17 protein-coding genes and 3 pseudogenes are annotated in these 22,278 nt (G+C 73.8%); 10 read left to right on the plus strand and 10 right to left on the minus strand.

The window, feature by feature from the left end:
* Positions 1-6 precede the first annotated feature (6 nt).
* From REH70_RS05800 to REH70_RS05815, 4 genes and pseudogenes are all read right to left on the minus strand, one after another.
* On the minus strand, positions 7-1,512 hold the full coding sequence (locus REH70_RS05800; protein ID WP_310753118.1) for an SDR family oxidoreductase: 1,506 nt from the start codon (positions 1,510-1,512) through the stop codon (positions 7-9).
* Positions 1,505-2,416, minus strand: coding sequence for a DNA topoisomerase IB (locus tag REH70_RS05805; protein ID WP_310753120.1), 912 nt, complete (start codon positions 2,414-2,416; stop codon positions 1,505-1,507). Before REH70_RS05805 ends, REH70_RS05800 begins: the two co-directional genes overlap by 8 nt.
* A gap of 143 nt (positions 2,417-2,559) precedes the next feature.
* Positions 2,560-3,398, minus strand: a pseudogene (locus tag REH70_RS05810) (acyl-CoA thioesterase).
* A 137-nt stretch (positions 3,399-3,535) separates the two neighbouring features.
* Positions 3,536-3,928, minus strand: coding sequence for a globin (locus tag REH70_RS05815; protein WP_396134726.1), 393 nt, complete (start codon positions 3,926-3,928; stop codon positions 3,536-3,538).
* A 122-nt stretch (positions 3,929-4,050) separates the two neighbouring features.
* Between REH70_RS05815 and REH70_RS05820 the strand changes: the two genes are divergently transcribed.
* Positions 4,051-4,314 (plus strand): HPr family phosphocarrier protein, encoded by a 264-nt coding sequence (locus REH70_RS05820; protein ID WP_310753124.1) that lies wholly within the window; start codon positions 4,051-4,053, stop codon positions 4,312-4,314.
* A gap of 50 nt (positions 4,315-4,364) precedes the next feature.
* Here REH70_RS05820 and ptsP read toward each other — a convergent pair.
* Positions 4,365-5,974: pseudogene (gene ptsP, locus REH70_RS05825) on the minus strand (phosphoenolpyruvate--protein phosphotransferase).
* Between the two features lie 82 nt (positions 5,975-6,056).
* Positions 6,057-7,391: a PTS transporter subunit EIIC gene (locus REH70_RS05830; RefSeq protein WP_310753126.1), complete on the minus strand. Its 1,335-nt coding sequence runs from the start codon at positions 7,389-7,391 to the stop codon at positions 6,057-6,059.
* A gap of 230 nt (positions 7,392-7,621) precedes the next feature.
* On the opposite strand from REH70_RS05830, the gene REH70_RS05835 reads away from it, so the two are divergent.
* The 4 genes and pseudogenes from REH70_RS05835 to REH70_RS05850 all read left to right on the plus strand — a co-directional run bounded on the left by REH70_RS05835 (position 7,622) and on the right by REH70_RS05850 (position 9,458).
* Positions 7,622-8,419 carry a GntR family transcriptional regulator gene (locus tag REH70_RS05835; protein ID WP_310753128.1) on the plus strand — a complete coding sequence of 266 codons (798 nt, stop codon included), beginning with the start codon at positions 7,622-7,624 and terminating at the stop codon, positions 8,417-8,419.
* Positions 8,420-8,480: 61 nt separating this feature from the next.
* A complete protein-coding gene (locus REH70_RS05840; protein WP_310753130.1) occupies positions 8,481-8,711 on the plus strand; it encodes a glucose PTS transporter subunit EIIB in 231 nt (76 codons plus the stop codon).
* A gap of 28 nt (positions 8,712-8,739) precedes the next feature.
* Positions 8,740-8,994, plus strand: a pseudogene (locus REH70_RS05845) (glucose PTS transporter subunit EIIB); the annotation flags it as partial.
* Positions 8,994-9,458: a PTS glucose transporter subunit IIA gene (locus REH70_RS05850; protein WP_310753132.1), complete on the plus strand. Its 465-nt coding sequence runs from the start codon at positions 8,994-8,996 to the stop codon at positions 9,456-9,458. The pseudogene REH70_RS05845 and the gene REH70_RS05850, both read left to right, overlap by 1 nt.
* A gap of 54 nt (positions 9,459-9,512) precedes the next feature.
* On the opposite strand, the gene REH70_RS05855 is transcribed toward REH70_RS05850, so the two are convergent.
* Positions 9,513-10,574 (minus strand): mechanosensitive ion channel family protein, encoded by a 1,062-nt coding sequence (locus tag REH70_RS05855; RefSeq protein WP_310753134.1) that lies wholly within the window; start codon positions 10,572-10,574, stop codon positions 9,513-9,515.
* A 92-nt stretch (positions 10,575-10,666) separates the two neighbouring features.
* Between REH70_RS05855 and malQ the strand changes: the two genes are divergently transcribed.
* The gene (gene malQ / locus REH70_RS05860) at positions 10,667-12,808 is read left to right on the plus strand and encodes a 4-alpha-glucanotransferase (RefSeq protein WP_396134682.1); all 2,142 of its coding nucleotides are present in this window, start codon (positions 10,667-10,669) and stop codon (positions 12,806-12,808) included.
* Between the two features lie 104 nt (positions 12,809-12,912).
* On the opposite strand, the gene pepN is transcribed toward malQ, so the two are convergent.
* Positions 12,913-15,498 carry an aminopeptidase N gene (gene pepN / locus REH70_RS05865; RefSeq protein ID WP_310753138.1) on the minus strand — a complete coding sequence of 862 codons (2,586 nt, stop codon included), beginning with the start codon at positions 15,496-15,498 and terminating at the stop codon, positions 12,913-12,915.
* 110 nt (positions 15,499-15,608) lie between these two features.
* Between pepN and REH70_RS05870 the strand changes: the two genes are divergently transcribed.
* Together REH70_RS05870 and REH70_RS05875 are read left to right on the plus strand one after the other, a co-directional pair.
* Positions 15,609-16,244 carry a DsbA family protein gene (locus REH70_RS05870; RefSeq protein ID WP_310753140.1) on the plus strand — a complete coding sequence of 212 codons (636 nt, stop codon included), beginning with the start codon at positions 15,609-15,611 and terminating at the stop codon, positions 16,242-16,244.
* A gap of 168 nt (positions 16,245-16,412) precedes the next feature.
* Positions 16,413-17,006 (plus strand): hypothetical protein, encoded by a 594-nt coding sequence (locus REH70_RS05875; protein WP_310753142.1) that lies wholly within the window; start codon positions 16,413-16,415, stop codon positions 17,004-17,006.
* Positions 17,007-17,102: 96 nt separating this feature from the next.
* Here the strand turns inward: REH70_RS05875 and REH70_RS05880 are convergent, their stop codons facing one another.
* A complete protein-coding gene (locus REH70_RS05880) occupies positions 17,103-18,314 on the minus strand; it encodes a GDSL-type esterase/lipase family protein (protein ID WP_310753144.1) in 1,212 nt (403 codons plus the stop codon).
* Between the two features lie 397 nt (positions 18,315-18,711).
* On the opposite strand from REH70_RS05880, the gene REH70_RS05885 reads away from it, so the two are divergent.
* A complete protein-coding gene (locus REH70_RS05885) occupies positions 18,712-20,109 on the plus strand; it encodes a DUF222 domain-containing protein (protein ID WP_310753146.1) in 1,398 nt (465 codons plus the stop codon).
* Between the two features lie 67 nt (positions 20,110-20,176).
* Here REH70_RS05885 and REH70_RS05890 read toward each other — a convergent pair whose 3' ends face one another.
* Entirely contained in the window at positions 20,177-21,184 is a 1,008-nt protein-coding gene (locus REH70_RS05890) for an IS481 family transposase (RefSeq protein ID WP_310753148.1), read from the minus strand.
* Between the two features lie 413 nt (positions 21,185-21,597).
* Here REH70_RS05890 and REH70_RS05895 point away from each other — a divergent pair, with 413 nt between their 5' ends.
* Positions 21,598-22,272: an SPFH domain-containing protein gene (locus REH70_RS05895; protein WP_310753150.1), complete on the plus strand. Its 675-nt coding sequence runs from the start codon at positions 21,598-21,600 to the stop codon at positions 22,270-22,272.
* Positions 22,273-22,278: the final 6 nt, after the last annotated feature.

Consider the following 22,278-nt stretch of genomic DNA (forward strand, 5'->3'; position numbering starts at 1 on the left):
GGGCCGTCACACCACGCGGCGTGCCGCGGACCGCCGCTCGGCCTCCTCGGCGATCCCGCGCTGCATCCCGCCGAAGACCACGCCGTGGAACGGCGCGACGGACCACCAGTACAGCTGCCCGATGAGCCCGTGCGGGTGGAAGACCGCCCGCTGGGAGAACACCGGACCGGATGCGCCGTCGTCCTCGACCCTCAGCTCCAGCCACGCCAGGCCGGGCAGGCGCATCTCGGCGCGCAGCCGCAGCAGCCGCCCGCGCTCGATCTCCTCGACCCGCCAGAAGTCCACGGCGTCGTCGACCGCGAGCCGCTGCGGGTCCCGCCGGCCACGACGCAGCCCCGGCCCGCCGGAGAGCCGGTCGAGCAGGCCGCGGACCCGCCAGGCCAGGGCCCACGAGTACCAGCCGCGCTCCCCGCCCACGCTCTCCAGCACCGACCACAGGTCCTCCGCCCTGGCCCGGACCGGGGTGGTGCGCTCGTCGACGTACAGCGAGCCACCGGCCCAGTCCGGATCCGTGGGGAGAGGGTCGCTGGGTGCTCCGGCGACCGACGCGGACGACCACCGGGTGACGACGTCGGCGTCCTGGATGCGGGCGAGGGCCAGTCGCACCGCGTCGTCGAAGGAGAGCAGGCCGCCGGGCGGGTCGGGGACGTACCGGGTGATGTCGTGCTCGTCGCACACCACCTCGTGCACCAGGGACTCCACGAGCGGTCGCGCGAGCCCGGAGGGCACGGGCGTCACGAGCCCGACCCATAGGCTCGACAGCCGCGGGGACAGGACCGGCACGGCGACGATGATGCGCCGGGGCAGTCCCGCGGCGCGCGCGTACCGCTGCATCATGTCGCGGTAGGTCAGGACCTCGGGCCCGCCGATGTCGAAGGAGCGGCTGACGTCGGCGGGCAGGTGCGCCGCTCCGACGAGGTACCGCAGCACGTCCCGGATCGCGATGGGCTGGATGCGGTTCTCCACCCAGCGCGGCGTCGTCATCGCGGGCAGCCGCTCGGTGAGGTAGCGCATCATCTCGAACGACGCGGACCCCGACCCGAGGATGACCGCGGCCCGCAGGACCGCGGTCGGCACGCCGGACGCGAGGAGGATCTCCCCGACCTCCTTGCGCGACTCCAGGTGCGGCGAGAGCGCCTCGCCCTCGGGGTAGAGCCCGCCGAGGTACACGATCCGCTTCACCCCGCACTCCCGCGCGACCTGCGCGAACGTCAGAGCGGTGCGCCGGTCGCGCGCCTCGAAGCGACGACCGGAGCCGAGCGAGTGCACGAGGTAGTAGGCGACGTCGACGCCCTCGAGCGCCGCGCGCAGCTCCTCCGCCTCACCCACGTCGCAGCGCACGACGTCGACGTCGTCGAACCACGGGCGGTCGCGCAGCCGGCCGGGGTTGCGCGCGAGGGCGCGTACCCGGTGGCCCGCGGCGAGCAGCTCGGGCACGAGCCGCCCACCGACGTAGCCGGTGACGCCGGTGACGGCGACGGTCAGGGACGGGTCGGTGCGGGGATCAGTCACCCAGGAGCTCCAGAACGGCTCGTTCGGCGTCCTCGCGGGAGCGGGTCCGTCCGATGGACTCCCCACGCTCCCACAGGTCCACGAGGCGGGGGTCGATGTACGACGCCCGGCAGACCGCCGGGGTGTTGCCGAGCGCGTCCGAGACGTCCCGGACGACGGCCGTCACCACCTTGCGACGCGCGCGGTCGGACGACGGCGGCGCGCCCGCGTCGGCCAGACCCTGCGCGGCGAGCACGGTCGCGTGCCAGGTCCGGAAGTCCTTCGGGCTCGCGTCGTCGCCCAGCACCTGCTTGACGTAGGCGGTGACGTCCGCGCTGGAGATGTCGTACCAGGTGCGTCCGTCGCGCCACGCGAGCAGTTCCTCCCCACCGCCCGTGCGCCGGCGCAGCGACGTCACCATCCGGGCGACCTCGGGGTCCTCGACGACGACGTCGCGCACCTGTCCGGACTTCGCCGGGTAGAGGAAGCGGACGGTCTTGTCGCTGCGCACCTGCACGTGCTCGCGGCGCAGCGTCGCGAGCCCGTAGGAGCCGTTGGTGCGGGCGTACGTCTCGTTGCCGGCGCGGAAGTACGCGAGGTCCAGCAGCCGGAACGCGAGCGCGAGGGCGCGCGACCGCGGCCACCCCTTCTGGTCGAGGTCGGCCTCGACCTGCTTGCGGGCGTCCGGGAGGCGGGAGGCGACGTCGAGCACGTGGTCGTGCTTGGCACGGTCGCGGCGCAGCCGCCACTGCGAGTGGTAGAGGTACTGCCGCCGGCCGGCGCCGTCGAGCCCGGCGGCCTGGATGTGCCCGCCGGGCCACGGGCAGATCCACACCTCCTCCCAGGCAGGCGGGATCGCCAGGGCGGTGATCCGCTCGATCGCGTCGGGGTCGGTGAGCCGGGTGCGGTCCGTGTCGAGGTACACGAAGCCGTCCCCGGCGCGGGTTCGGGTCCATCCGGGGAGTCGATCCGGACCCGGCGCAGGCGTGGCATGGCGTGAGTGTCACCCGTGCCGACCCGGCGCGCGCGCCGAGCCCGCCGTCACCAGGGAGGTCGGCGGCTCGGCGGTCAGTCCGGCAGCCGGACCATGCCCTCCTGCGCGATGCTCGCGACGAGCGAGCCGTCCTGGGCGTACACCGTCGCCGCGGTGAGGCCACGACCACCCTGCGCGCTGGGGGACGACTGCACGTACAGCAGCCACTCGTCCACGCGCGCCGGGCGGTGCCACCACATCGCGTGGTCGAGGCTCGCCATCGACAACCCGCGCGAGATCCAGCTGTGCCCGTGCCGACGCAGCACCGGCTCGAGCATGATCTGGTCGCACGCGTACGCCATGAGCGCGCGGTGCAGCAGCGGGTCGACCGGCACCGCGCTCCGCGCGCGGACCCAGACCATCTGCCGGTCGGTCGGGGACGGGCCGGGGCCCAGGAAGATCGAGGAGTCCACGTGCCGCAGGTCGAAAGCGGCCGACTCGGTGAAGAACGTCGCCATGGGGTGGTCGATCGGCCGGAGCAGGTCGAGCGCGCTGACGACGTCGTCCGGCGGGGAGCGTCCGGCATCGTGCTGCCGTGGTCGAGGCCCGCCTGCTCCTCCTGGAACGACGTGATCATCGACAGGATCGGCTCGCCGTTCTGCAGCGCGTGCGTGCGGCGGGCGCTGAACGACCGGCCGTCGCGCATGCGCTCCACCGCGAAGGTGATCGGCTGGCGGACGTCCCCCGGGCGCAGGAAGTACCCGTGCAGCGAGTGCGGCAGCCGGCCCTCCGGCGTGGTGCGTCCGGCGGCGACCAGCGCCTGCGCCAGCACCTGCCCGCCGAAGACCCGCCCCAGCGGACGCGGCAGGCTCGGGCCGACGAACTCGTCGTCGCCGGTCTGCTCGAGCGCGAGGGCGGTGAGCACGCGGTTCATCGCGTCGGAGGTGTCGTCCGGGGTGCGGTCGTCGGCGGGGACGGCGCCGTCGGCGGGGCTGGGTGCGGTCATGCGCCCCAGGGTCGCGGCCGGGGGCCGACGACGCCAGCGCGCCACACCGTCGGGTGACGCAGTCCTCAGTCGTCGAAGGTGTTGAGCAGCGAGTGGGCCGCTCGCTCGAGGTAGTCCCACAGCTGGGCCTCGTGCAGCGGCGCGAGCCCGAGGGAGCCCACCGCCTCCCGCATGTGCGACAGCCAGCGGTCCCGCGCGTCCGGGTTGACCTTGTAGGGCGCGTGCCGCATCCGCAGCCGGGGGTGGCCGCGCTGCTCGGAGTACGTGGTCGGCCCGCCCCAGTACTGCTCGAGGAACATCGTCAGCCGCAGCCGGGCGCCGGCGTGGTCGGACTCCGGGTACATGGCCGACAGCACAGGGTCGTCGGCGACGCCCTCGTAGAAGCGGTCGACGAGCCGGACGAACGTCTCGTGCCCGCCGATCGCGGCGTGGAAGGAGTCGGCACGTCGGGGGTCGATGGCGCTCACGCACCCATTCTCCCACCGGCGCGATGCCCCACGGCTAGGGTGGTCTGGACCAGTGCGGGTCCGCCCCGCACGGGTGCAACGCCGCAACGCCGCACCGAACAACGGAGGTAGTCGTGCCGGAACGTCGAGTCACCGTCGCCATCCCCGAGGGTCTGCACGCCCGGCCCGCGGCGCTCTTCGTCAAGCTCGCGGGGGAGCAGCCCGCCACGGTGACGATCAGCAAGGACGGCGGCGACCCGGTCGCCGCCAACAGTATCCTCGCTGTCATGACGCTGGGCGCCTCGGCCGGGGACGACGTCGTCCTGGCGGCCGACGGCGAGGGCGCGGACGCCTCCCTCGACGCGCTCGAGCAGTTCCTCACCACCGCCGAGCACTGACGCGGGCCGCCGGAGCCCGAGCTTCCCGAGCCCTGAGAGCCTCGGAGTCCTCAGAGCCCCAGCTCCTCCAGCACCGGCAGCGCCGCGCGGATCTCGGCCCGCGCAGCGTCCGCCGTCTCGGCGACGAGCGCCCGCTGCGCGAGCCGCGTGCACTCCTCTCGGGTGACCGAGGCGAGCACCGCGGCGACGTCGGGCAGGGCGCGCGGGCTCATCGAGAGCGTCGCGACCCCGAGGCCGACGAGGACGACGGCGAGCGCGGGGTCCGCCGCCGCCTCACCGCACACCCCGACCGGCCGGCCCTGCTGCGCCCCGCCACGGCAGGTGGCCGCGACGAGGTGCAGCACGGCCGGCTGCCAGGAGGTCGACAGGGTGGCGAGCGACCCCAGCAGCCGGTCGGACGCCATGGCGTACTGCGTGAGGTCGTTGGTGCCGATGCTCGCGAACGCGGCCCGCGCGAGGATCGGACCGGACAGCAGCGCGGCGCTCGGCACCTCGACCATGACGCCGGCGGTGCCCAGGCCGTGCGCGGTGCAGCGGGCCACGAAGTCCTCGGTCTCCTCGACGGTCGCGACCATCGGCGCCATGACCCAGACCTCGGCGCTCTCCGCGGCCGCGGCCCGGGCGATCGCGGTGAGCTGGTCCTCGAGGACGTCGGGGTCGCGCGACGCCGTGCGCAGCCCCCGCACGCCGAGGGCAGGGTTGGGCTCGTCGGTCGCCGTGAGGAACGGCAGCGGCTTGTCCGCCCCGGCGTCCAGGGTGCGGACCACGACCTTCTTGCCGGGGAAGGCCGCGAGCACGCGTCGGTAGGCGGCGACCTGCTCGTCGACCGTGGGCGCCTGGTTGCGGTCGAGGAAGCAGAACTCGGTGCGGAACAGGCCCACCCCCTCGGCGCCGGCGTCGGCGGCCGGCTGCGCGCCGTCGGGGTTGCCGATGTTCGCCAGCAGGGGGACCGGGTGGCCGTCCCGGGTGCGGCCGTGGCCGTCGAACGTGCGCACCTGCGCGGCGAGCGCCTCGGCGCGCGCGACCTGGTCGTCCGACGGGTCCAGCACCACCTCGCCCTTGCCGCCGTCGACCAGGACGCGGGCGTCGTCCGCGAGGTCGACCGCCCCGGCCGCGCCGACGACGGCGGGGATGCCGAGGGCGCGGGCGAGGATCGCGGTGTGCGACGTCGGGCCGCCCTCGCTCGTGACGATCGCGAGGACGCGCGCGGGGTCGAGGGTCGCGGTGTCCGCGGGTGCCAGGTCGCGGGCGGCCAGCACGAACGGGTGCCCGGGATCGGGGACCCCGGTGCGGGCCGGCCGGTGAGCGCCGCCACGACCCGGTCGCGCACGTCGGCGACGTCCCGGGTCCGCTCCGCCATGTAGCCGCCCAACGCCGCCAGCTGGTCGATGACCTGCCCGGCCGCCTCCCACACCGCCCGAGCCGGCGTGAGGTCACCGGACCGCACGAGGTCCTGCGCCGTGGAGACCAGCGTCGGGTCCGCGGCCATCATCGCCGTGGTCTCGAGCACCTCCCGGCTCGTGCCCGACGCCGCCTGCGCGGACCGCTCGAGCCCTTCCCGCACCTGGGTCGCGGCGGCGGCGATCTGCGCCGCGGCCTCGTCGTCGGACGTGCCCGGACCGCGGCGCGTGCCGGACGGCTCCGGCACGGCGGGCGGCATCCGGACGACGGTGCCCACGGCGAGGCCGGGGCTGACGCCGATGCCGGTGACGGTGCGGGGGAGGTGCCGCGCGCGCTCATGATCAGGCGCTCGTCGGACGGGTGTCGGTCACCGGTGCGCCGGTCGGGACGGCGGGGTCGTCCATCGGCTGGTCGACCAGCACGTTGTTGTCCGCGACCCCGTCGTCGTCCTCGCGCCCCGGCGTGCGCAGGTTCCACCTCGTGATGACGAAGCGGAACAGGACGTAGTAGATGACGGCGTACCCGAGACCGATGAGCAGCAGGAGCAGGGGCTGCTGCGCGATGCGGAAGTTGAGGAGGTAGTCGATCGCCCCCGCGGAGAAGCCGAACCCGTGGTGGATGTCCAGGGAGTTGACCAGCGCGAGCGACGTGCCGGTCAGCACGGCGTGGATGACGTACAGCGGATAGGCGACGTAGACGAACGCGAACTCGAGCGGCTCGGTCACGCCCGTGACGAAGGAGACCAGCGCGGCGGAGCCCATGATCCCGGCGATCACCTTGCGCTTCTCGGGCTTGGCGGTGTGCACGAACGCCAGGGCGGCGGCCGGCAGGGCGAACATCATGATCGGGAAGAACCCGGTCATGAAGGCGCCGGCGGTCGGGTCACCGAACAGGAAGCGCTCGATGTCGCCGTTGCGCTCGATCCCGTCGGCGTCGACGAACGAGCCGAACTGGAACCACGGCAGCGAGTTGAGGATGTGGTGCAGGCCGACCGGCACGAGCAGCCGGTTCGCGGTCCCGTAGACGAACCCGCCGAGGACCGTCGTGCCGGTGACGAACTCGCCGACGGCGGTCAGCCCGGCGTCGAACACCGGGTAGATGAGCGCCCCGATGACCGCGGCGACGATCGCCATGCCCGCGGTCACGATCGGCACGAACCGGCGTCCGCCGAAGAAGGCGAGATACGTGGGCAGCTTGATCCGGTAGTACTTCTGGTAGAGCAGCGCGGCGATCAGCCCCATGACGATGCCGCCGAGCACGCCGTAGTTGATGAGCTCCTGCGTCTCGCCCTCGGCCGCCTCCCCGAGCACGTACGGCGACAGCGCGTCGCCGACGCCCTTGAAGACGAGGTACCCGATGAGCGCGGCCAGACCGGTCGAGCCGTCGGACTTGCGCGCGTAGCCGACGGCGACGCCGAGCGCGAAGAGCAGCGGCAGGTTGTCGAAGAGCGCGCCGCCGGCCGACGCCATGACGGCGGCGACCGGGAGCAGCCAGTCGCCCCACACCCCGGCCAGGCCGTCCTCGCCCAGCATGTCCGCCTGACCGAGCCGCAGCAGCAGCGCGGCCGCCGGCAGCGAGGCGATCGGCAGCATGAGGGAGCGGCCCACACGCTGGAGCTGGGCGAGCCCGGGGATGGTTCTCTTCTCGCGTGCGGCGGTAGCCGTCGTGGCGCTCATCGGGCACTCCTCGTCGTGGACGGGCGCGTCGCCGGGCAGCCGCCGGGACGCGGCAGGGCCCAGGCGGGAGCGCCGTCGGCGAGCACGGCTAGATGTCTGGACCAGCCGCGTTCACCATGGTGGAATGGCGCGGCTGGTGTCAAGGATCACACCGCGGGGGCCGTGCGGGGTCGCACGGTTGGGATCCGCGGGCTCTCGACCGACGCCTCGACCGGATCGCGGAGTCAGGGGTGGCAGCAGTGCGTCCGTCCGTCCTGAAGTACGTCCGGGTCCGCGACTACCTGCGGTCCCTGGTGACGCACGAGCTCGCCGTCGGCGACGCGATCCCGTCCGAGCGGCTGCTGTGCGAGCGCTTCGGCGTCTCCCGGATGACCGTCCGGCAGGCCGTGGACGCCCTCGTCGTCGAGGGGCTGCTCGAGCGCGAGCAGGGCCGCGGGACGTTCGTCGCCCCCGCCAAGGTCGACCTCCAGGTCCGGCTGTCGTCCTTCGGTGAGGAGATGGCCCGGCGAGGGATGGTCGCGTCCTCCCGGGTGATCGCGGCCGAGGAGGTCGCGGCGACGCCCGACGTCGCCGACGCGCTCGACCTGGTCCCGGGGGACGCCGTGCACCACCTGCACCGCATCCGCTACGCCGACGGCGAGCCGATGGCGATCGAGCAGTCGTGGGTGCCGCGGCTGCTGCTGCCGGGTCTGTTCGAGCACGGGCCGCCGGCGAGCGTGTACGGCGAGCTGCGCGCGGCCGGGCTCGACCCCGACTGGGGAGAGGACACGGTCGCCGCGTCCGAGATCGATGCGCAGGGCGCTGCCATGCTGGGCTTGCGGGCGGGGGCAGCGGTGCTCCGGCTCGCGCGGCGGACGTTCGCCGGCCAGACCGCGTGCGTGTACTCCCGGTCGTCCTACCGGGCGGACCGGTACGTGCTGTGGGTGCCGTTGCGAGCACCGCGCCGACCGCTCACGCCGCGGTCGGCCGGGGTCGCGGGGGCAGCCGGCGCGGACGCGGGGGCCGGCACGACGCCGGGCACGACATGACCACGACATGACCACGACATGACCGTGGCGCGACGGGGCGCCACGGGACGGAGGGGCGGCGATGACGCAGGCGAGCACGATCCTCGCGGCGCTGGGCGGTGTCGCGAACATCATCGACATCGAGCCGTGCACCACGCGCCTGCGCTCGGAGGTCCGGGACGTGCGCCTGGTCGACGCAGCCGCCCTGCGTGCCGCCGGCAGCCACGGCGTGATGGTCTCCGGCCGGGTGGTGCAGGTCGTCGTCGGGCCGGGGGTGGACGTCCTCGCGACCGATCTCGAGGACCTGATGTGACTAGTCTGGGCGGCGGCACGAGGCGGTCGTCGCCGATCAAGGAGGAGAACCCATGAGCAAGGCAGAGCAGATCCTGGCGGCACTCGGCGGGGACGCGAACGTGCTCGACCTCGAGCCCTGCATCACCCGGCTCCGCGTCGAGGTCGAGAACCCGGAGCTCGTCGACGAGGCAGGCCTCAAGGCCACCGGCGCCTTCGGCATCGTGCGCTCGGGCAAGGTCGTGCAGGTCGTCGTCGGCCCCGAGGCGGACACGCTGGCGTCGGACATCGAGGACCTGCGCTGATGACCCTCCCGCTCACCGTGCTGGCGCCCGTCGCCGGCACGGTGGTGGCGATGGCCGACGTCCCGGACCCGGTGTTCGCCGGTGAGCTCGTCGGCCCGGGCCTGGCCATCGACCCCACCCGCGACGGCGCCGTGGTGGCGATCGCCCCCGTCGCCGGCCGGATCGTCAAGCTCCACGCGCACGCGTTCGTCGTGCAGGCCGACGAGAGCCGCGCCGCCCTGGTCCACCTCGGCCTGGACACCGTCCAGCTCGGTGGCGAGGGCTTCACACTGCACGCGACCGAGGGCGACACGGTGGCAGCCGGCGACAAGGTCGTCAGCTGGGATCCCGCCCGGGTCGAGGCGGGCGGCCGGTCGCCGGTCTGCCCGGTCGTCGCCCTCCAGGGCGTGCCGGACGCGCTGACCCCGCTCGCCGCCGTCGGCTCGAGCGTCGAGGCCGGGGACCCCCTGCTCGAGTGGGCTTAGCAGGTCCGGAGTCGGCGAGCATTCCCGCGCCAGCGCCAGCGCCAGCGCCTGCGGTCAGGTCGCGGCCGGCGAGTCCGTGACCGGGTCGTGCGCGGAGCGCTGGACGACGACCTCCCGCCGCGGCAGGGCGAGGTCGATGCCCTCGGCCGCGAGCCCGGTCCGGATCCGCGCACGCAGCTCGCGCGCGACCTCCCACTGCTTGGAGGGTGCGACCTTCACCAGCAGCCGCAGCATGACGCCCTCGGCGGTGAGGTCCTCGATCCCGGCGACCTCGGGCTCCTCGAGCACCATGTGACCGAGCTCCGCGTCCGCGGCGACGTCGGCGGCAGCGGCGAGCATGAGCGCCCGGACCCGCGGGACGTCCTCGTCGGCGAGCACCCGCAGCTCGAGCAGGGCGCGCGACCAGCCCTGCGTCATGTTGCCCACGCGCAGGATCTCGCCGTTGCGGACGTACCAGAGGGTGCCGTCCAGGGACCGGATCTGGGTCACCCGCAGGCCCACCTGCTCCACCGTGCCGGTGGCCTCGCCGACGTCGATCACGTCCCCGACGCCGTACTGGTCCTCGACGAGCATCGAGATCCCGGCGAGGAAGTCCTTGACCAGCGTCTGGGCGCCGAACCCGAGGGCCACACCGACGACGCCGGCCGAGGCGAGCAGCGGGCCGACGTCGACGTTGAGGATGCCGAGGCTGATCACCACCACGAGGGCGCCGATGACGAAGCCGCTGATAGACCGCAGCACCGACCCCATCGTCTCCGCGCGCTGGACGCGTCGCGCCGCGCCGAGCGGGCTGGAGTCCACGCCCGGACCGTCCTGACGCAGCCCGCGGGAGAGCAGGGCGGCCGCGTGCCGGTGCACGGTCGGGGTGCCGTCGACGATGCGCCTGACCGTGTGCGCGATGGACGTGCGCAGCAGCGCGAGCGCGATCGCGCCGATGAGGACCGTCAGCCCGATCTGCCAGGCCGGGGTGATGAGGTGGTCGAACCAGCGCTCGATGTCGTCGGTCCGGGGGAGCTCGGGGCCGTCGGTCGACGTCGGGTCCGGTGTGGCCGCCGCCAGCAGGCGTGCGGGGTGCAGGGTGGCCAGGTGCTGGGCGAGGTCGAGTCCGGCGGGCATGGCTCACAAGGGTAGTCGGGCCGCCGCGGCCCCGGTCCGGGCGCCCGCCCGGGCACGGACCCGCCGCGCCGTGCTCCGTGCGCTCTGGCAGGATGCGGGTCGTGCCAGAACCGATCCACGACGCCCCGGACACCCTCGTACAGCTCGCCGAGACCCACGGGATCACCCCGCGGTACCACAGCTTCTTCGGCACCGAGGAGCAGGTCGCCCCGGAGACCCTCGTGGCGCTGCTGAAGGCCATGGGCGTCGACGCGTCGTCGCCGGAGCGCGTCGACCTGGCCCTCGCCCACGCGCGGGATGAGCCGTGGCGCCGGACGCTGCCGCCGGTGCTCGTCCTCGTCGAGGGCGAGCGGCCCGAGGTGCCGGTCCACGTGCGCCACGGCGACCCGGTCGACGTGTGGCTCGAGCTGGACGCGGAGGCCGGCGGCGGTCGGCGCGCGCTCGACCAGCTCGACACCCACACCGAGCCGCGCACCGTCGACGGCCGCGAGACCGGACGGGCCACCTTCCGCCTCCCGGCGGACCTGCCCCTGGGCTGGCACACGATGCGCGCCGACGGTCCCGGCGGACCGGCCCAGTGCGCCGTCGTGGTCACCCCGCGGCGTCTGGAGCTGCCCGCGCACCTCGAGCAGGAGCGCGCCTGGGGGTTCATGACCCAGCTGTACTCCGTCCGCTCCCAGCAGTCCTGGGGTGTGGGCGACCTCGCCGACCTGGCCGAGATCATGCGCCTGGCCGGGCACCGCTGCGGCGCCGACTTCGTGCTGATCAACCCGCTGCACGCGGCCGAGCCGATCGCGCCGATGAGCCCGTCGCCGTACCTGCCCACGACGCGTCGCTTCGTGAACCCGCTGTACGTGCGGCCCGAGGACGTGCGCGAGACCGCGTACCTGTCGGCAGCCGACCGGTCCCTCGTCGAGTGGGCCGGCGAGCCCGTTCGTACCGCGTCCACCGACACCGGTCCGATCGACCGCGACGCCGCCTGGGCGGCCAAGAAGAGCGCGCTCGAGGTCATCTTCGCCGCGCCCCGGACGGCCGCGCGGCAGGACGCGTTCGACCGCTTCCGTGCGGACCAGGGCCAGGGCCTGGAGGACTTCGCGCTGTGGTCCGCGCTGTGCGAGGAGCACGGACGGCCCGGGGAGTGGCCCGCCGAGGCGCACGACCCGACGTCGTCGTTCATCGCGCAGGCACGCACCGACCTCGCCGAGCGGGTCACGTTCCACTGCTGGCTGCAGTGGGTCGCGGACGAGCAGCTCGCCGCCGCCCAGCGCGCCGCGCACGAAGGCGGGATGCGGATCGGCGTCATGCACGACCTCGCGGTCGGGGTGCACCCCGAGGGCGCGGACGTGTGGTCGCTGCGCGACGTGCTCGCCCGGCACGTCGGCGTCGGCGCGCCGCCGGACATGTACAACCAGCAGGGGCAGAACTGGTCCCAGCCGCCGTGGCGCCCGGACGCCCTGGCGCGGGCCGGCTACGCGCCCTACCGGGACATGCTGCGCACGGTGCTGCGGCACGCGGGCGCGATCCGCATCGACCACATCCTCGGTCTGTTCCGCCTGTGGTGGATCCCGGACGGCGCCGCACCGTCCGAGGGTGCCTACGTGAGGTACGACCACGACGCCCTCGTGGGGATCCTGTGCCTGGAGGCCGCGCGGGCCGGCGCCGTGGTGATCGGCGAGGACCTCGGGCTGGTCGAGCCGTGGGTGCGCGACTACCTCAGCGACCGCGGGGTGCTCGGCACGTCGGTGCTGTGGTTCGAGCAGCGCGACGACCGCCCGCTGCCGCCCGAGAAGTACCGGCGGCTCGCCCTGGCGACCGTCACCACGCACGACCTGCCGCCGACGGCGGGCTACCTCGCCGACGAGCACGTCGCCATCCGCGAGCGCCTCGGCCTGCTCACCGAGTCGGCGGCGGTCGTCCGGCGCGCCGCCCAGGTCGAGCGGGAGAGGTTCCTGCGCCTGCTCGACGACCGTGGGCTGCTCAGCGAGGACCCGTCCGAGCGCGAGATCGTCGAGGCCCTCCACCGCCTCGTCATGCAGACGCCGTCGGTGCTGGTCGGGGTCGCGCTGGTCGACGCGGTGGGGGAGCGGCGCGCGCAGAACCAGCCCGGCACCAACGAGGAGTACCCGAACTGGAAGGTCCCGCTCGCCGACGGCGCCGGCCGGCTGGTGACGGTCGACGAGCTGTTCGACAACCAGCGGCTGCGGTCCCTGGTCGCGGCGCTCGACCGCTCCTGACGCCCGGCCGTCACGAGAGACGGACGACGGCCCCGCTCGCACCTCGGTGCGAGCGGGGCCGTCGTCGTGCCGGGCCCGTCTGCCGGCTGCGGGCGCGGCGTGGGTCAGCTGCGGGCGCGGTCGCACTCCTGCGCGGCCAGGGCGCGGCGGACGCCGTCGCGGTTCTCCACCACGAGCCGGCGCAGTCCCGGCAGGCGGTCGCCCAGCGCCTCGAGCCACGCGTCGGTGCGCGCGAGCAGGTCCACGTCGGGGTGCGCCGCGAGCTCGGCCGGGTACAGCCCCTGGACGATGTCCTGCCCCATGTCGTTGCCGCGCGTGGTCCACACGCCCTCGAGCGCGTCGAAGTAGCGGTCGACGTACGGCAGCAGCAGCTCGCGGTCGTGGACGAAGGTGAATCCGCCGATCGACGTCTCGAGCAGCGCGTTCGGCAGCGTGTCGTCCTCGACCATCGACGCCCACGCCGCGGCCTTGCCCTCCGGCGTCGGGAGCGCGGCTCGGGCGGCCGCGGCCGCGCGCTGGCCGGTCGCGGTCGGGTCGCCGGCGAGCGCGTCCTCGATGGCCGCGGCGTCGGCGCGCCCGCCCGCGACGAGCGCGGTCAGCAGCTCCCAGCGCAGGTCGGTGTCGATCGTCAGCCCCTCGAGCGTGAGGTCGCCGGAGTGCAGCCGTGCGACGACGTCGATCTGCTCGGGCGTCGTCGCGCGGCTGCGGTACGCCTTGACGAGCTGAAGCTGGGCGTCGCTCCCGGCCGGCGCGGCCTGCGCGAGCCCCCACACGCGGTCGGCCGCGGCCGCGGACGCCTCGAGCCGGTGCTCCTCGGCGACGTACGCCTCGAGCGTGGTCGCGAGCTGGCGCAGCAGCACCTGCATGACGGAGGAGTCGGTCTCGTGCGCGATGTTGGCGAGCACGAGCTCGACGAAGTCGCGGCCGGGGAGCTCGCCGTCGCGCGTCATGTCCCACGCCGCGGCCCACACCAGGGTGCGCGGCAGCGATGCCGTGAACGAGCCGAGATGCGCCGTCGCGGTCGCGAGGGACTCGGGGTCGAGGCGCACCTTGGCGTAGGCGAAGTCGTCGTCGTTGACCAGGATCAGCGCCGGACGCGGGCGTCCCACGAGCTCGGGGACCTCGGTCCGGGCGCCGTCCACGTCGAGCTCGACGCGCACGGTCCGCTCCAGGCGCGGGGTGCCGCCGTCGTCGACGACGTCGTAGCCGCCGATCGCGAGCCGGTGCGGGCGCAGGTCGGGGTGCTCGGCCGGGGCCTCCTGCAGGACGGCGAACGAGGTGATGACGCCGTCGTCGTCGGTGATGTCGGGGCGCAGCAGGGTGACGCCCGCGCGCTCGAGCCACAGCGCCGACCACGGTGCGAGGTCGCGCCCGCTCGCGGCCTCGAGCTCGACCAGCAGGTCCCGCAGGGTCGTGTTGCCGTAGGCGTGCTTCGCGAAGTACTGCCGGACCCCCGCGAAGAAGTGGTCGGTGCCGACCCAGGCGACGAGCTGACGCAGCACGCTCGCACCCTTGGCGTAGGTGATGCCGTCGAAGTTGACCTCGACGTCGGCGAGGTCGCGGATGTCGGCGACGATCGGGTGCGTGGACGGCAGCTGGTCCTGGCGGTACGCCCATGACTTCTCCATCGAGGAGAACGTCGTCCACGCCGTGGTCCAGCGGGTGGCCTCCGCGGTCGCGAGGGTGGACGCGTACTCGGCGAACGACTCGTTGAGCCACAGGTCGTCCCACCAGCGCATGGTCACCAGGTCGCCGAACCACATGTGGGCGAGCTCGTGCAGGATCGTCACCGCCCGTCGCTCGACGGTCGCGTCCGGGACCTTGGAGCGGAAGACGTACGACTCGCGGAACGTGACCGCCCCGGCGTTCTCCATCGCGCCCGCGTTGAACTCCGGGACGAACAGCTGGTCGTACTTCGCGAAGGGATAGGGGCGGTCGAACGCCCGCTCGAAGAACGCGAAGCCGGCGCGTGTGATCTCGAGGATCGCGTCGGTGTCCAGGTGCTCGGCGAGGGACCGCCGGCAGAAGACGCCGAGCGGCACCGTGCGCCCGTCGGTGCTCGTGAGCTCGCCGGTCTCGCGGTGGTACGGGCCCGCGACGACCGCCGTCACGTAGCTGGACAGCACGGGCGTCGGGGCGAAGGTCCACACGGCGGAGGGGACGGGGGCGGCGTCGTCGACGACCGGCACGGGCTCCGGGGTGGGTGAGTTGGAGACGACCGTCCAGTGGTCGGGCGCCGTGACCGTGAAGGAGAAGACGGCCTTGAGGTCGGGCTGCTCGAAGACGGCGAACACGCGGCGGGAGTCGGCGACCTCGAACTGCGAGTAGAGGTAGACCTCGTCGTCGACCGGGTCCACGAAGCGATGCAGGCCCTCGCCGGTGTGCGTGTAGGCGCAGTCGGCTTCGACCCGCAGCTCGTTCTCGGCGGCGAGGTCGTCCAGGGCGATGCGGGAGTCCGCGAACACCTGCGCCGGGTCGAGGTCGCGACCGTTGAGGGTCACGGACCGAACGCTCGGCGCGATGAGGTCGATGAAGGTCGACGACCCGGCGGTGGCGGAGAAGCGCACGACGGTTGTCGAGGCGAACGTGGTCGGGCCGGTGGTGACGTCCAGCGTCACGTCGTAGCTGTCGACCGTGAGCAGCGCGGCGCGCTGTCGGGCCTCCTCACGGGTGAGGTTCTCGGCGGGCACGGGCGCTCCTCTGCGTGGTCCTCGGCGGGGTCGGCTGCGCGGAATCATCGCACGCACGTCAGGGTTGGCCCCGTCGACACGTCTCCTTTCCGCCCGACCTGGAGGTCCCTGTGAGCGCAGCACCCACCGAGAGCACGTCCGGCACCCGTCCCGTCGTGGACTTCTGGTTCGACCCCGCCTGCCCGTGGGCGTGGATGACGTCGCGCTGGATGGACGAGGTCACGCAGCTGCGCGACGTCGAGGTGAACTGGCACGTCATGAGCCTCGCGGTGCTCAACGAGGGCCGGGACCTGCCCGAGGACTACCGCCGCAGCATGGACGACGCGTGGGGCCCGGTGCGGGTGATCGTCGCGGCCGCCGACGCGCACGGCGACAAGGTCGTCAAGCCGCTGTACGACGCGATGGGCACGCGCCGGCACCCCGGCGGCCGTCGCGACACCGCCGCGATCATCGCCGAGGCCCTCGAGGAGGTCGGCCTGCCCGCCGAGCTCGCTGACGCCGCGGGCACCGACGCCCACGACGACGCCCTCCGCGCGTCCCACACCGAGGGCATCAGCAAGGTCGGCGAGGACGTCGGCACCCCGGTCGTCGCGATCGACGGGATCGGCTTCTTCGGCCCGGTGATGACGCCCGCGCCGAAGGGCGAGGACGCCGCGAAGCTCTTCGACGGTCTGCACCTCGTCACGCAGGTGCCCGGGTTCTACGAGCTCAAGCGGACCCGCACCCAGGGCCCCGTCTTCGACTGAGCGACCCCGCGCTGCCCGCCCGCCGGTGCCCGGCGGGCGGGCAGTGGCGTGTGGCCCGGCCCAGCCCGCCGTGCCAGGCTGTCAGCGGCCGGACGACGACGACGGGCGCCACCCCGGGTCGGGCCGACGCACGACGACCACCCCCGAAGCCGAGGACGGACACCGCCGATGGACGAGTGGACGACCGCCCGGCCCGCCCGCGGACGACGCGGGCTCGGGCCCGGGCTGACCGTGTTCGTCGTGGTCGACGTGCTGCTCGTGGTGGCCGCCCTCGTCGTGCTCGCTGCGTTCCTGTCCGGTCGGGGCGAGCCGGGGACGACGGTTGACCCGTCGCCGTCGGTGGCCTCGACCGCCCCGGCGCCGACGGACCCGGGACCGACCGCCCCGGCACCGACCGCCGGGCCCGGGACGTCGGCCGACGCGGGGACGTTCGCCTCGCCCAGCGGCAACATCGCCTGCGAGATCGGCGCCGACGCTGCGACGTGCACGATCGCCGACAGCACCGCCGAGCCCGTCACGGTCGAAGGATGCGCCGGTCCGGTCGGCCAGGTGGTCACGGTGACCGCCGCGGGCTCCGAGACGCCGTGCATCACCGGCGCGATCCCCGGGCCGGCGGCCCCCGGCACGCCGGTGCTCGACTACGGCCAGTCCGCGACCGTCGACGACTTCACGTGCGAGAGCGAGGAGTCCGGCATGACCTGCCGCCACGAGCCGTCGGGTGCGGGCTTCACGCTCGCGCGGGCGGGCGTCGAGCTGTTCTGACCGGCGCCGACGGCGTCGCGCGGGCCCGGCGGTCGTCCGTCCTGCGTCGGCGTCCTGCGTCGTCGTCGCGCGTCGCGCGTCGCGCGGCTCTCGGGACTACCGGTCCGCGAAGGGTCCGTCCGGGGCGAAGGCGAGCTGCGCGAAGCGCTCACCCATGCGGCGGTGGGTGGCGGCGTCCGGGTGGAGCCGGTCCGGCAGCGGCAGGTCCTCGGTGTCGGACGCGCCGTAGAGCTCGCGGCCGTCGAGGAGGTGCAGGTGCGGGTCGTCCGCGCGCCGCCGGGCGACGATGCGGGCCAGCTCGTCGCGGACGACCGCGAGGGTCAGCTTCCCGCTCGCGCGCTCGGCCGGGTCGCCGGTCGCCATGAAGGCGACCTGCCCGGATCCGAAGGTGGAGGGGTCCGGTGCGCTCGGCCCCGGGGTGTCCTCGTGGATCGGGCAGAGGATCGGTGAGAGCACGAGCAGCGGCGTGGTGGGGTGCCCGTCGCGGATCGTGTCGAGGAACCCGTCGACCGCCGGTCCGAGGGCGCGCAGCCGCATGACGTCGCCGTTGACCAGGTTGATGCCGACCTTGACGCTGAGGAGGTCCGCCGGGGTGTCCCGCATCGCACGCGCGGTGAACTGGTCGAGCATCGCGCTGCCGCCCAGGCCGAGGTTGACCAGGCTCACGCCGCCGAGTGACGCGGCCAGCGCCGGCCACGTCGTCGTCGGGCTCGCCGCGTTGGAGCCGTGGCTGATCGAGCTGCCGTGGTGCAGCCACACCCGCCGCCCGTCCTCCGGTGCCACCTCGACGGGGGCGTCGGTGCGCAGGGCGACGAGCTCGGTCGCATCGTTGTAGGGCAGCCAGAGCTCGACGTCCTTGACGCCGTCGGCCAGGCCGGAGAAGCGCGCCGTGCCGACCGGACCGCGCTGCGTGTCCCTCGCGCCGGTCGCCAGGTCGATGGTGAGGACGTCGCCGCCGTCCACGGTCGCCTGTCCGACGAGCCGTCCGTCGACGACGAGGTCGAGGACGCCGTCCGGACGCGGCGGGGCGCCGCGGTAGGCGACCCGGGTCCGGATCGCGTCGAGCTCGATGGTTGTGGCGTCGGTCCGGAAGGCGAGGCGGACGCCGGACGGCTGGGACTCCGCCATCGCGATCTGGGCGTCCGGGAGCTGCGCGCGGGCCGACGCCGGGAGCCGGTGGGGGAGCAGGCCGCGCTCGGTGCGCTCGGTGTCGAGGGCGCCGCGGACGAATGCCGGGGTGATGGGTGTGGTGATCCAGTCGACGCCGGCCGGGTAGCCGTCCGCGGTCGGCTCCGGGTGGGTGCTCATGGCGCCAGCCTGCCGAGCGGGAGGCGGTGGGGGAAATCGGCGGTGCGTGGCGCGTGCCGGTGCGAGACGAGCCGCAAAGACGACGCAACGAACCGCGCGCCCGTGCGGCCGTCGTGCCCGGTATCGGCGGGACTTCTGTGGCTCGCAGTGGATGCTGGCGCCACAAAAGTGCACAAGCTCCGCGGGAGCGGTGACGTCCACAGTGGTGTCGACGCTTCTCCGGAATGTCAGTGGGTCGCCATAGAATTGCGGTGTCCAAACGGGGTGGCGCACGGCGACCGGGGCGGAGGCGGTATTCATGGATGAACCCGTTCTGCCGTCGCCGGAAAGCGCGGGCGACGACGCCGCGCCGCTCTCTCCTCACATCGCTACCGCGTTGGCGTCGATGGACGCCGCCGTGGACGTTCTCGCGGGTCTGGACCTGTCGGTGCTCGAGGGTCGCGAGGCCGCGGTGGTCGCCCGGAGGCTCGCGGAGCTGACCAGCCGGGCTGCCGTGGCGAAGGTCCGGTTGCTGCCGGTGATCGATGACGACGGGGTGTGGGCGCTCAGCGGTGCGCGGTCGTTCCCGGTGTGGTTGTCCCACGATCACCGCCTGTCGGTGGCGGCGGCTCGGGTGCAGGTGCGGCTGGGCCGGACGCTGCGCGACCACCTGCCCGGCACGGCCGCTGCCGCGGCGGCCGGTGAGGTGACGGTGGAGCAGGCGCAGGTGATCGCCTCGCTGGCGCCGACGAGTGACCAGCGCCGGGAGGTGCTGGCCGACCCGGAGCAGGTGTGCAACGAGGCGCTGATCGTCGATCGGGCGCAGCGGCTGTCGGTGGATGAGACCCGGGTGTTCGTGCGGCACTGGGCCGCCTACGCCGACCCGGACGCCGACGACCGCGGGTACGTGGCGTCGTGCGACCGGGAACGACTCGACATCGCCCGCCTCGGGGACGGGTACCGCCTCGAAGGGCTGCTGACCGTCGAGCACGGCCAGGCGCTCAAGGCCGCGCTGGCGGCGGTCACACCGGTGCCCGCCGCGGACGACAACCGGCCCTCGACGCAGCGCCGCGCCCACGCCCTGGGCGACCTGGCGCAGGTCGTGCTGGACAACGGACTCGCCGGGACCGGGCGGGCGGTACGACCGCAGGTCACCGTGCTCGTCGACTACCCGACCCTCGCGGCCCTGGTGGCCGCTGGGGACGCCAAGCCGCGGCAAGGCAGCCTCCTCGACAGCGACATGACTGGCGACGACGGCGACGACGGCGACGGCGGCCGGAGCGGTGACGGGGGCGAGCGCTGCAGTGAGGGGCCGATCCGGACCGCCCCGATGCTCTCCACGGCGATGCTGACCGGTCAGACTCTCGCCGGTGGACCGCAGTACGAGGACCGCACCCCGTGCCCACGCACCGTCCTCGACCGCATCGCCTGCGACAGCGGCCTCAACCGCATCCTCTTCGGCCCCGACTCCGAAGTCCTCGACGTCGGACGCACCGAACGAACCTTCACCCGCGCCAGACGCGCCGCGATCATCGCCCGAGACAAACACTGCCAATACCCCACCTGCACCGCGCCGCCGATCATCTGCCAAGCACATCACGTCGAACAATGGGCGCGCGACGGCGGGAAGACGAGTGTGGACAACGGCATCCTGCTGTGCGCATTCCACCACCGGACGATCCACGACCGCGACATCGCCATCCGCCGCCACCACGACAAATGGATCTTCACCGACCGCCACGGGACGACGATCGACCCGGACAGGGACCGGCCGCTCGGCGCAGTCCTCCGGCGACACGGGATCGCAACGGAGTGACCGGCCGGCACGGTCACGTCGCCGCACACGCGGTGGAAAAAACCGTGCCGTCGGCGTGGGTCGCGGTCTAGCTGTTCTGGCTCAGGACGTTGGTGACGCCTGCGTGCAGGCGTGAGGCCGGTGGTTGGTTGCCGGCGGCAGTGTGAGCGCGATGGTAGTTGTAGTGCACGTTCCACATCGTGATGGCCGCGGCGCGCTCGTCCTCGCAGGTCCAGACGCGGGCGTAGAGGAGCTCCTCGGCCAGGGTCCGGTTGTACCGCTCGACCTTGCCGTTGTGGCGCGGGGTGTGGGGGCGGATGCGCTGGTGGCGGGACGCGACGGCGGTCACGGTGCGGGCGAACGCGGTGGCCTTGTAGTTAGCGCCGTTGTCGGTGACGACGCGGACCAGGCGCACGATGCCGTGAGCGGCGAAGAACGCCCGGGCCCGGTGGAAGAACCCGATGGTGGTGACGGCCTTCTCGTCCGCGAGGTGTTCGGTGTACGCCAGCCGGGAGTACCCGTCGATCGCCGAGTGCAGGTACACGTACCCCGCACGGGCCCCGGTTGTCTTGGCGCGCCGGGCGGCCTTGTCCTGGGCTGAGCCGCGGCCGTGGGCGCGCCATCCGCCGCCGTCGGGGATGCGGCCGACCTTCTTCACGTCCAAGTGCACCATGTGCCCGGGGTACCGGGCCGTGATCGCCGTGGTGGTGCGGTTGGTCTGCCCGTCGGGGTCGATGTCGCGGCGGCGGTTGATCCCCAACCGGACCAGCCACCGTGACACGGTCGCCAGGGACACCGTGTGTCCGGTGCGGATCAGCTCGAGGTGGATCTGCCGGGCGGTCCACTTGTGCGTGCGCCGCCACGTCTCGATTTGCTCGACCACGTCGGCCGGGACCTGGGTCGGGGTGCGGTGCGGGACGCTGGGCCGGTCGACCAGGCCGGCGTCGCCGAGGTCGTCGTACCGGGTCTTCCACTTCGACAGGCACTGGCGCGACACCCCGGCCTCAGCCGCGACGTGCGCGATCGGACGGGACTCGCACCGCAGGACCAGACGGAGCCGGCCGGCAGGGGTCAACGGAGCGTTAGCGTGGGTCATCGAGGGGTAGGTCCTTCAGCTCGCAGGAGGTTGGTCGCACTTCCATCCTGCCGCCGGGACCTACCCCTCCCTCACACCCCCGCCGGCGTCACCAACCTCATGAGCCACAACATCTAGCGTCACCGTCGCTCGGCGGTGAGCAGCCGGACGACGTCGTCGTCGCGGGTCCTGCGTGTGATGACCGACGAGCACCTGCCTCAAGGAGCAGCGCCTGTCAGCGCTCGGGTTCGACTCCCGACTGCCGGCCGACGCGCGGTCACCCAGGGCGGTCACGGTCTGCGACGTCGGGTCACCCCGGACGTCCCCCGTGAGCGCCCGACCCCGCGTCGGCCGGTCCGCGCTGCGGCGGGCGGGCAGAGGGACAGGACGGACCGGCCGAGAGACGGCGGGTACGAGTGCGTGGAGGACGCCGGATGCGGATCGTCGTGCAGGAGTGGGAGCGGGTGCTGGTGCACCGGGACGGACGGTTCGAGCGCGAGCTCGGACCCGGACGCCACCAGCTCGGCCGGTGGCGCCGGCGCGTGGTGCGCGTCGCCGTGCGGCCGCGGCTCGTCGTCGTCCCGCTGCAGGAGGTGCTGACCGCGGACGGGTTGCCGGTCAAGGTGAGCCTCACGGCGACCGTCCGCGTCACGTCGCCCCGGACGTGGCACGAGGCGGTGGACGACCCGGACGCCTTCCTCCACACCGCGCTCCAGCTCGCGCTGCGCGAGGAGGTGGTCAGCCGCACGCTCGACCAGCTCCTCGCCGAGCGCGCGGAGCTGTCCGCTCGCCTGCGCACCGCGGTCGCCTCGGCCGCGGCGGAGGTCGGCCTCGCGGTCGAGCGGCTCGCCGTGCGCGACGTCGTCGTGCCGCCGGAGCTGCGTCACGCGGCGGCAGAGGTGGCGACGGCGCGGGCGCTCGGGCTCGCGTCGCTCGAGCGCGCGCGGTCGGAGGTCGCGGCCACGCGGGCGCTGGCGAACGCGGCGAAGCTCGTCGACGCCCAGCCGGGGCTGCTGCAGCTGCGGACGCTCCAGGCGGTCGAGGCGGGCGGCGCCACGGTGGTCCTCACCTCGCAGCCGTCCGCCACGTCCGCGGCGGCGACGCCCTAGCCGCAC

It is taken from the genome of Cellulomonas sp. ATA003 (assembly GCF_031582905.1).
Taxonomy (GTDB): Bacteria; Actinomycetota; Actinomycetes; order Actinomycetales; family Cellulomonadaceae; genus Pengzhenrongella.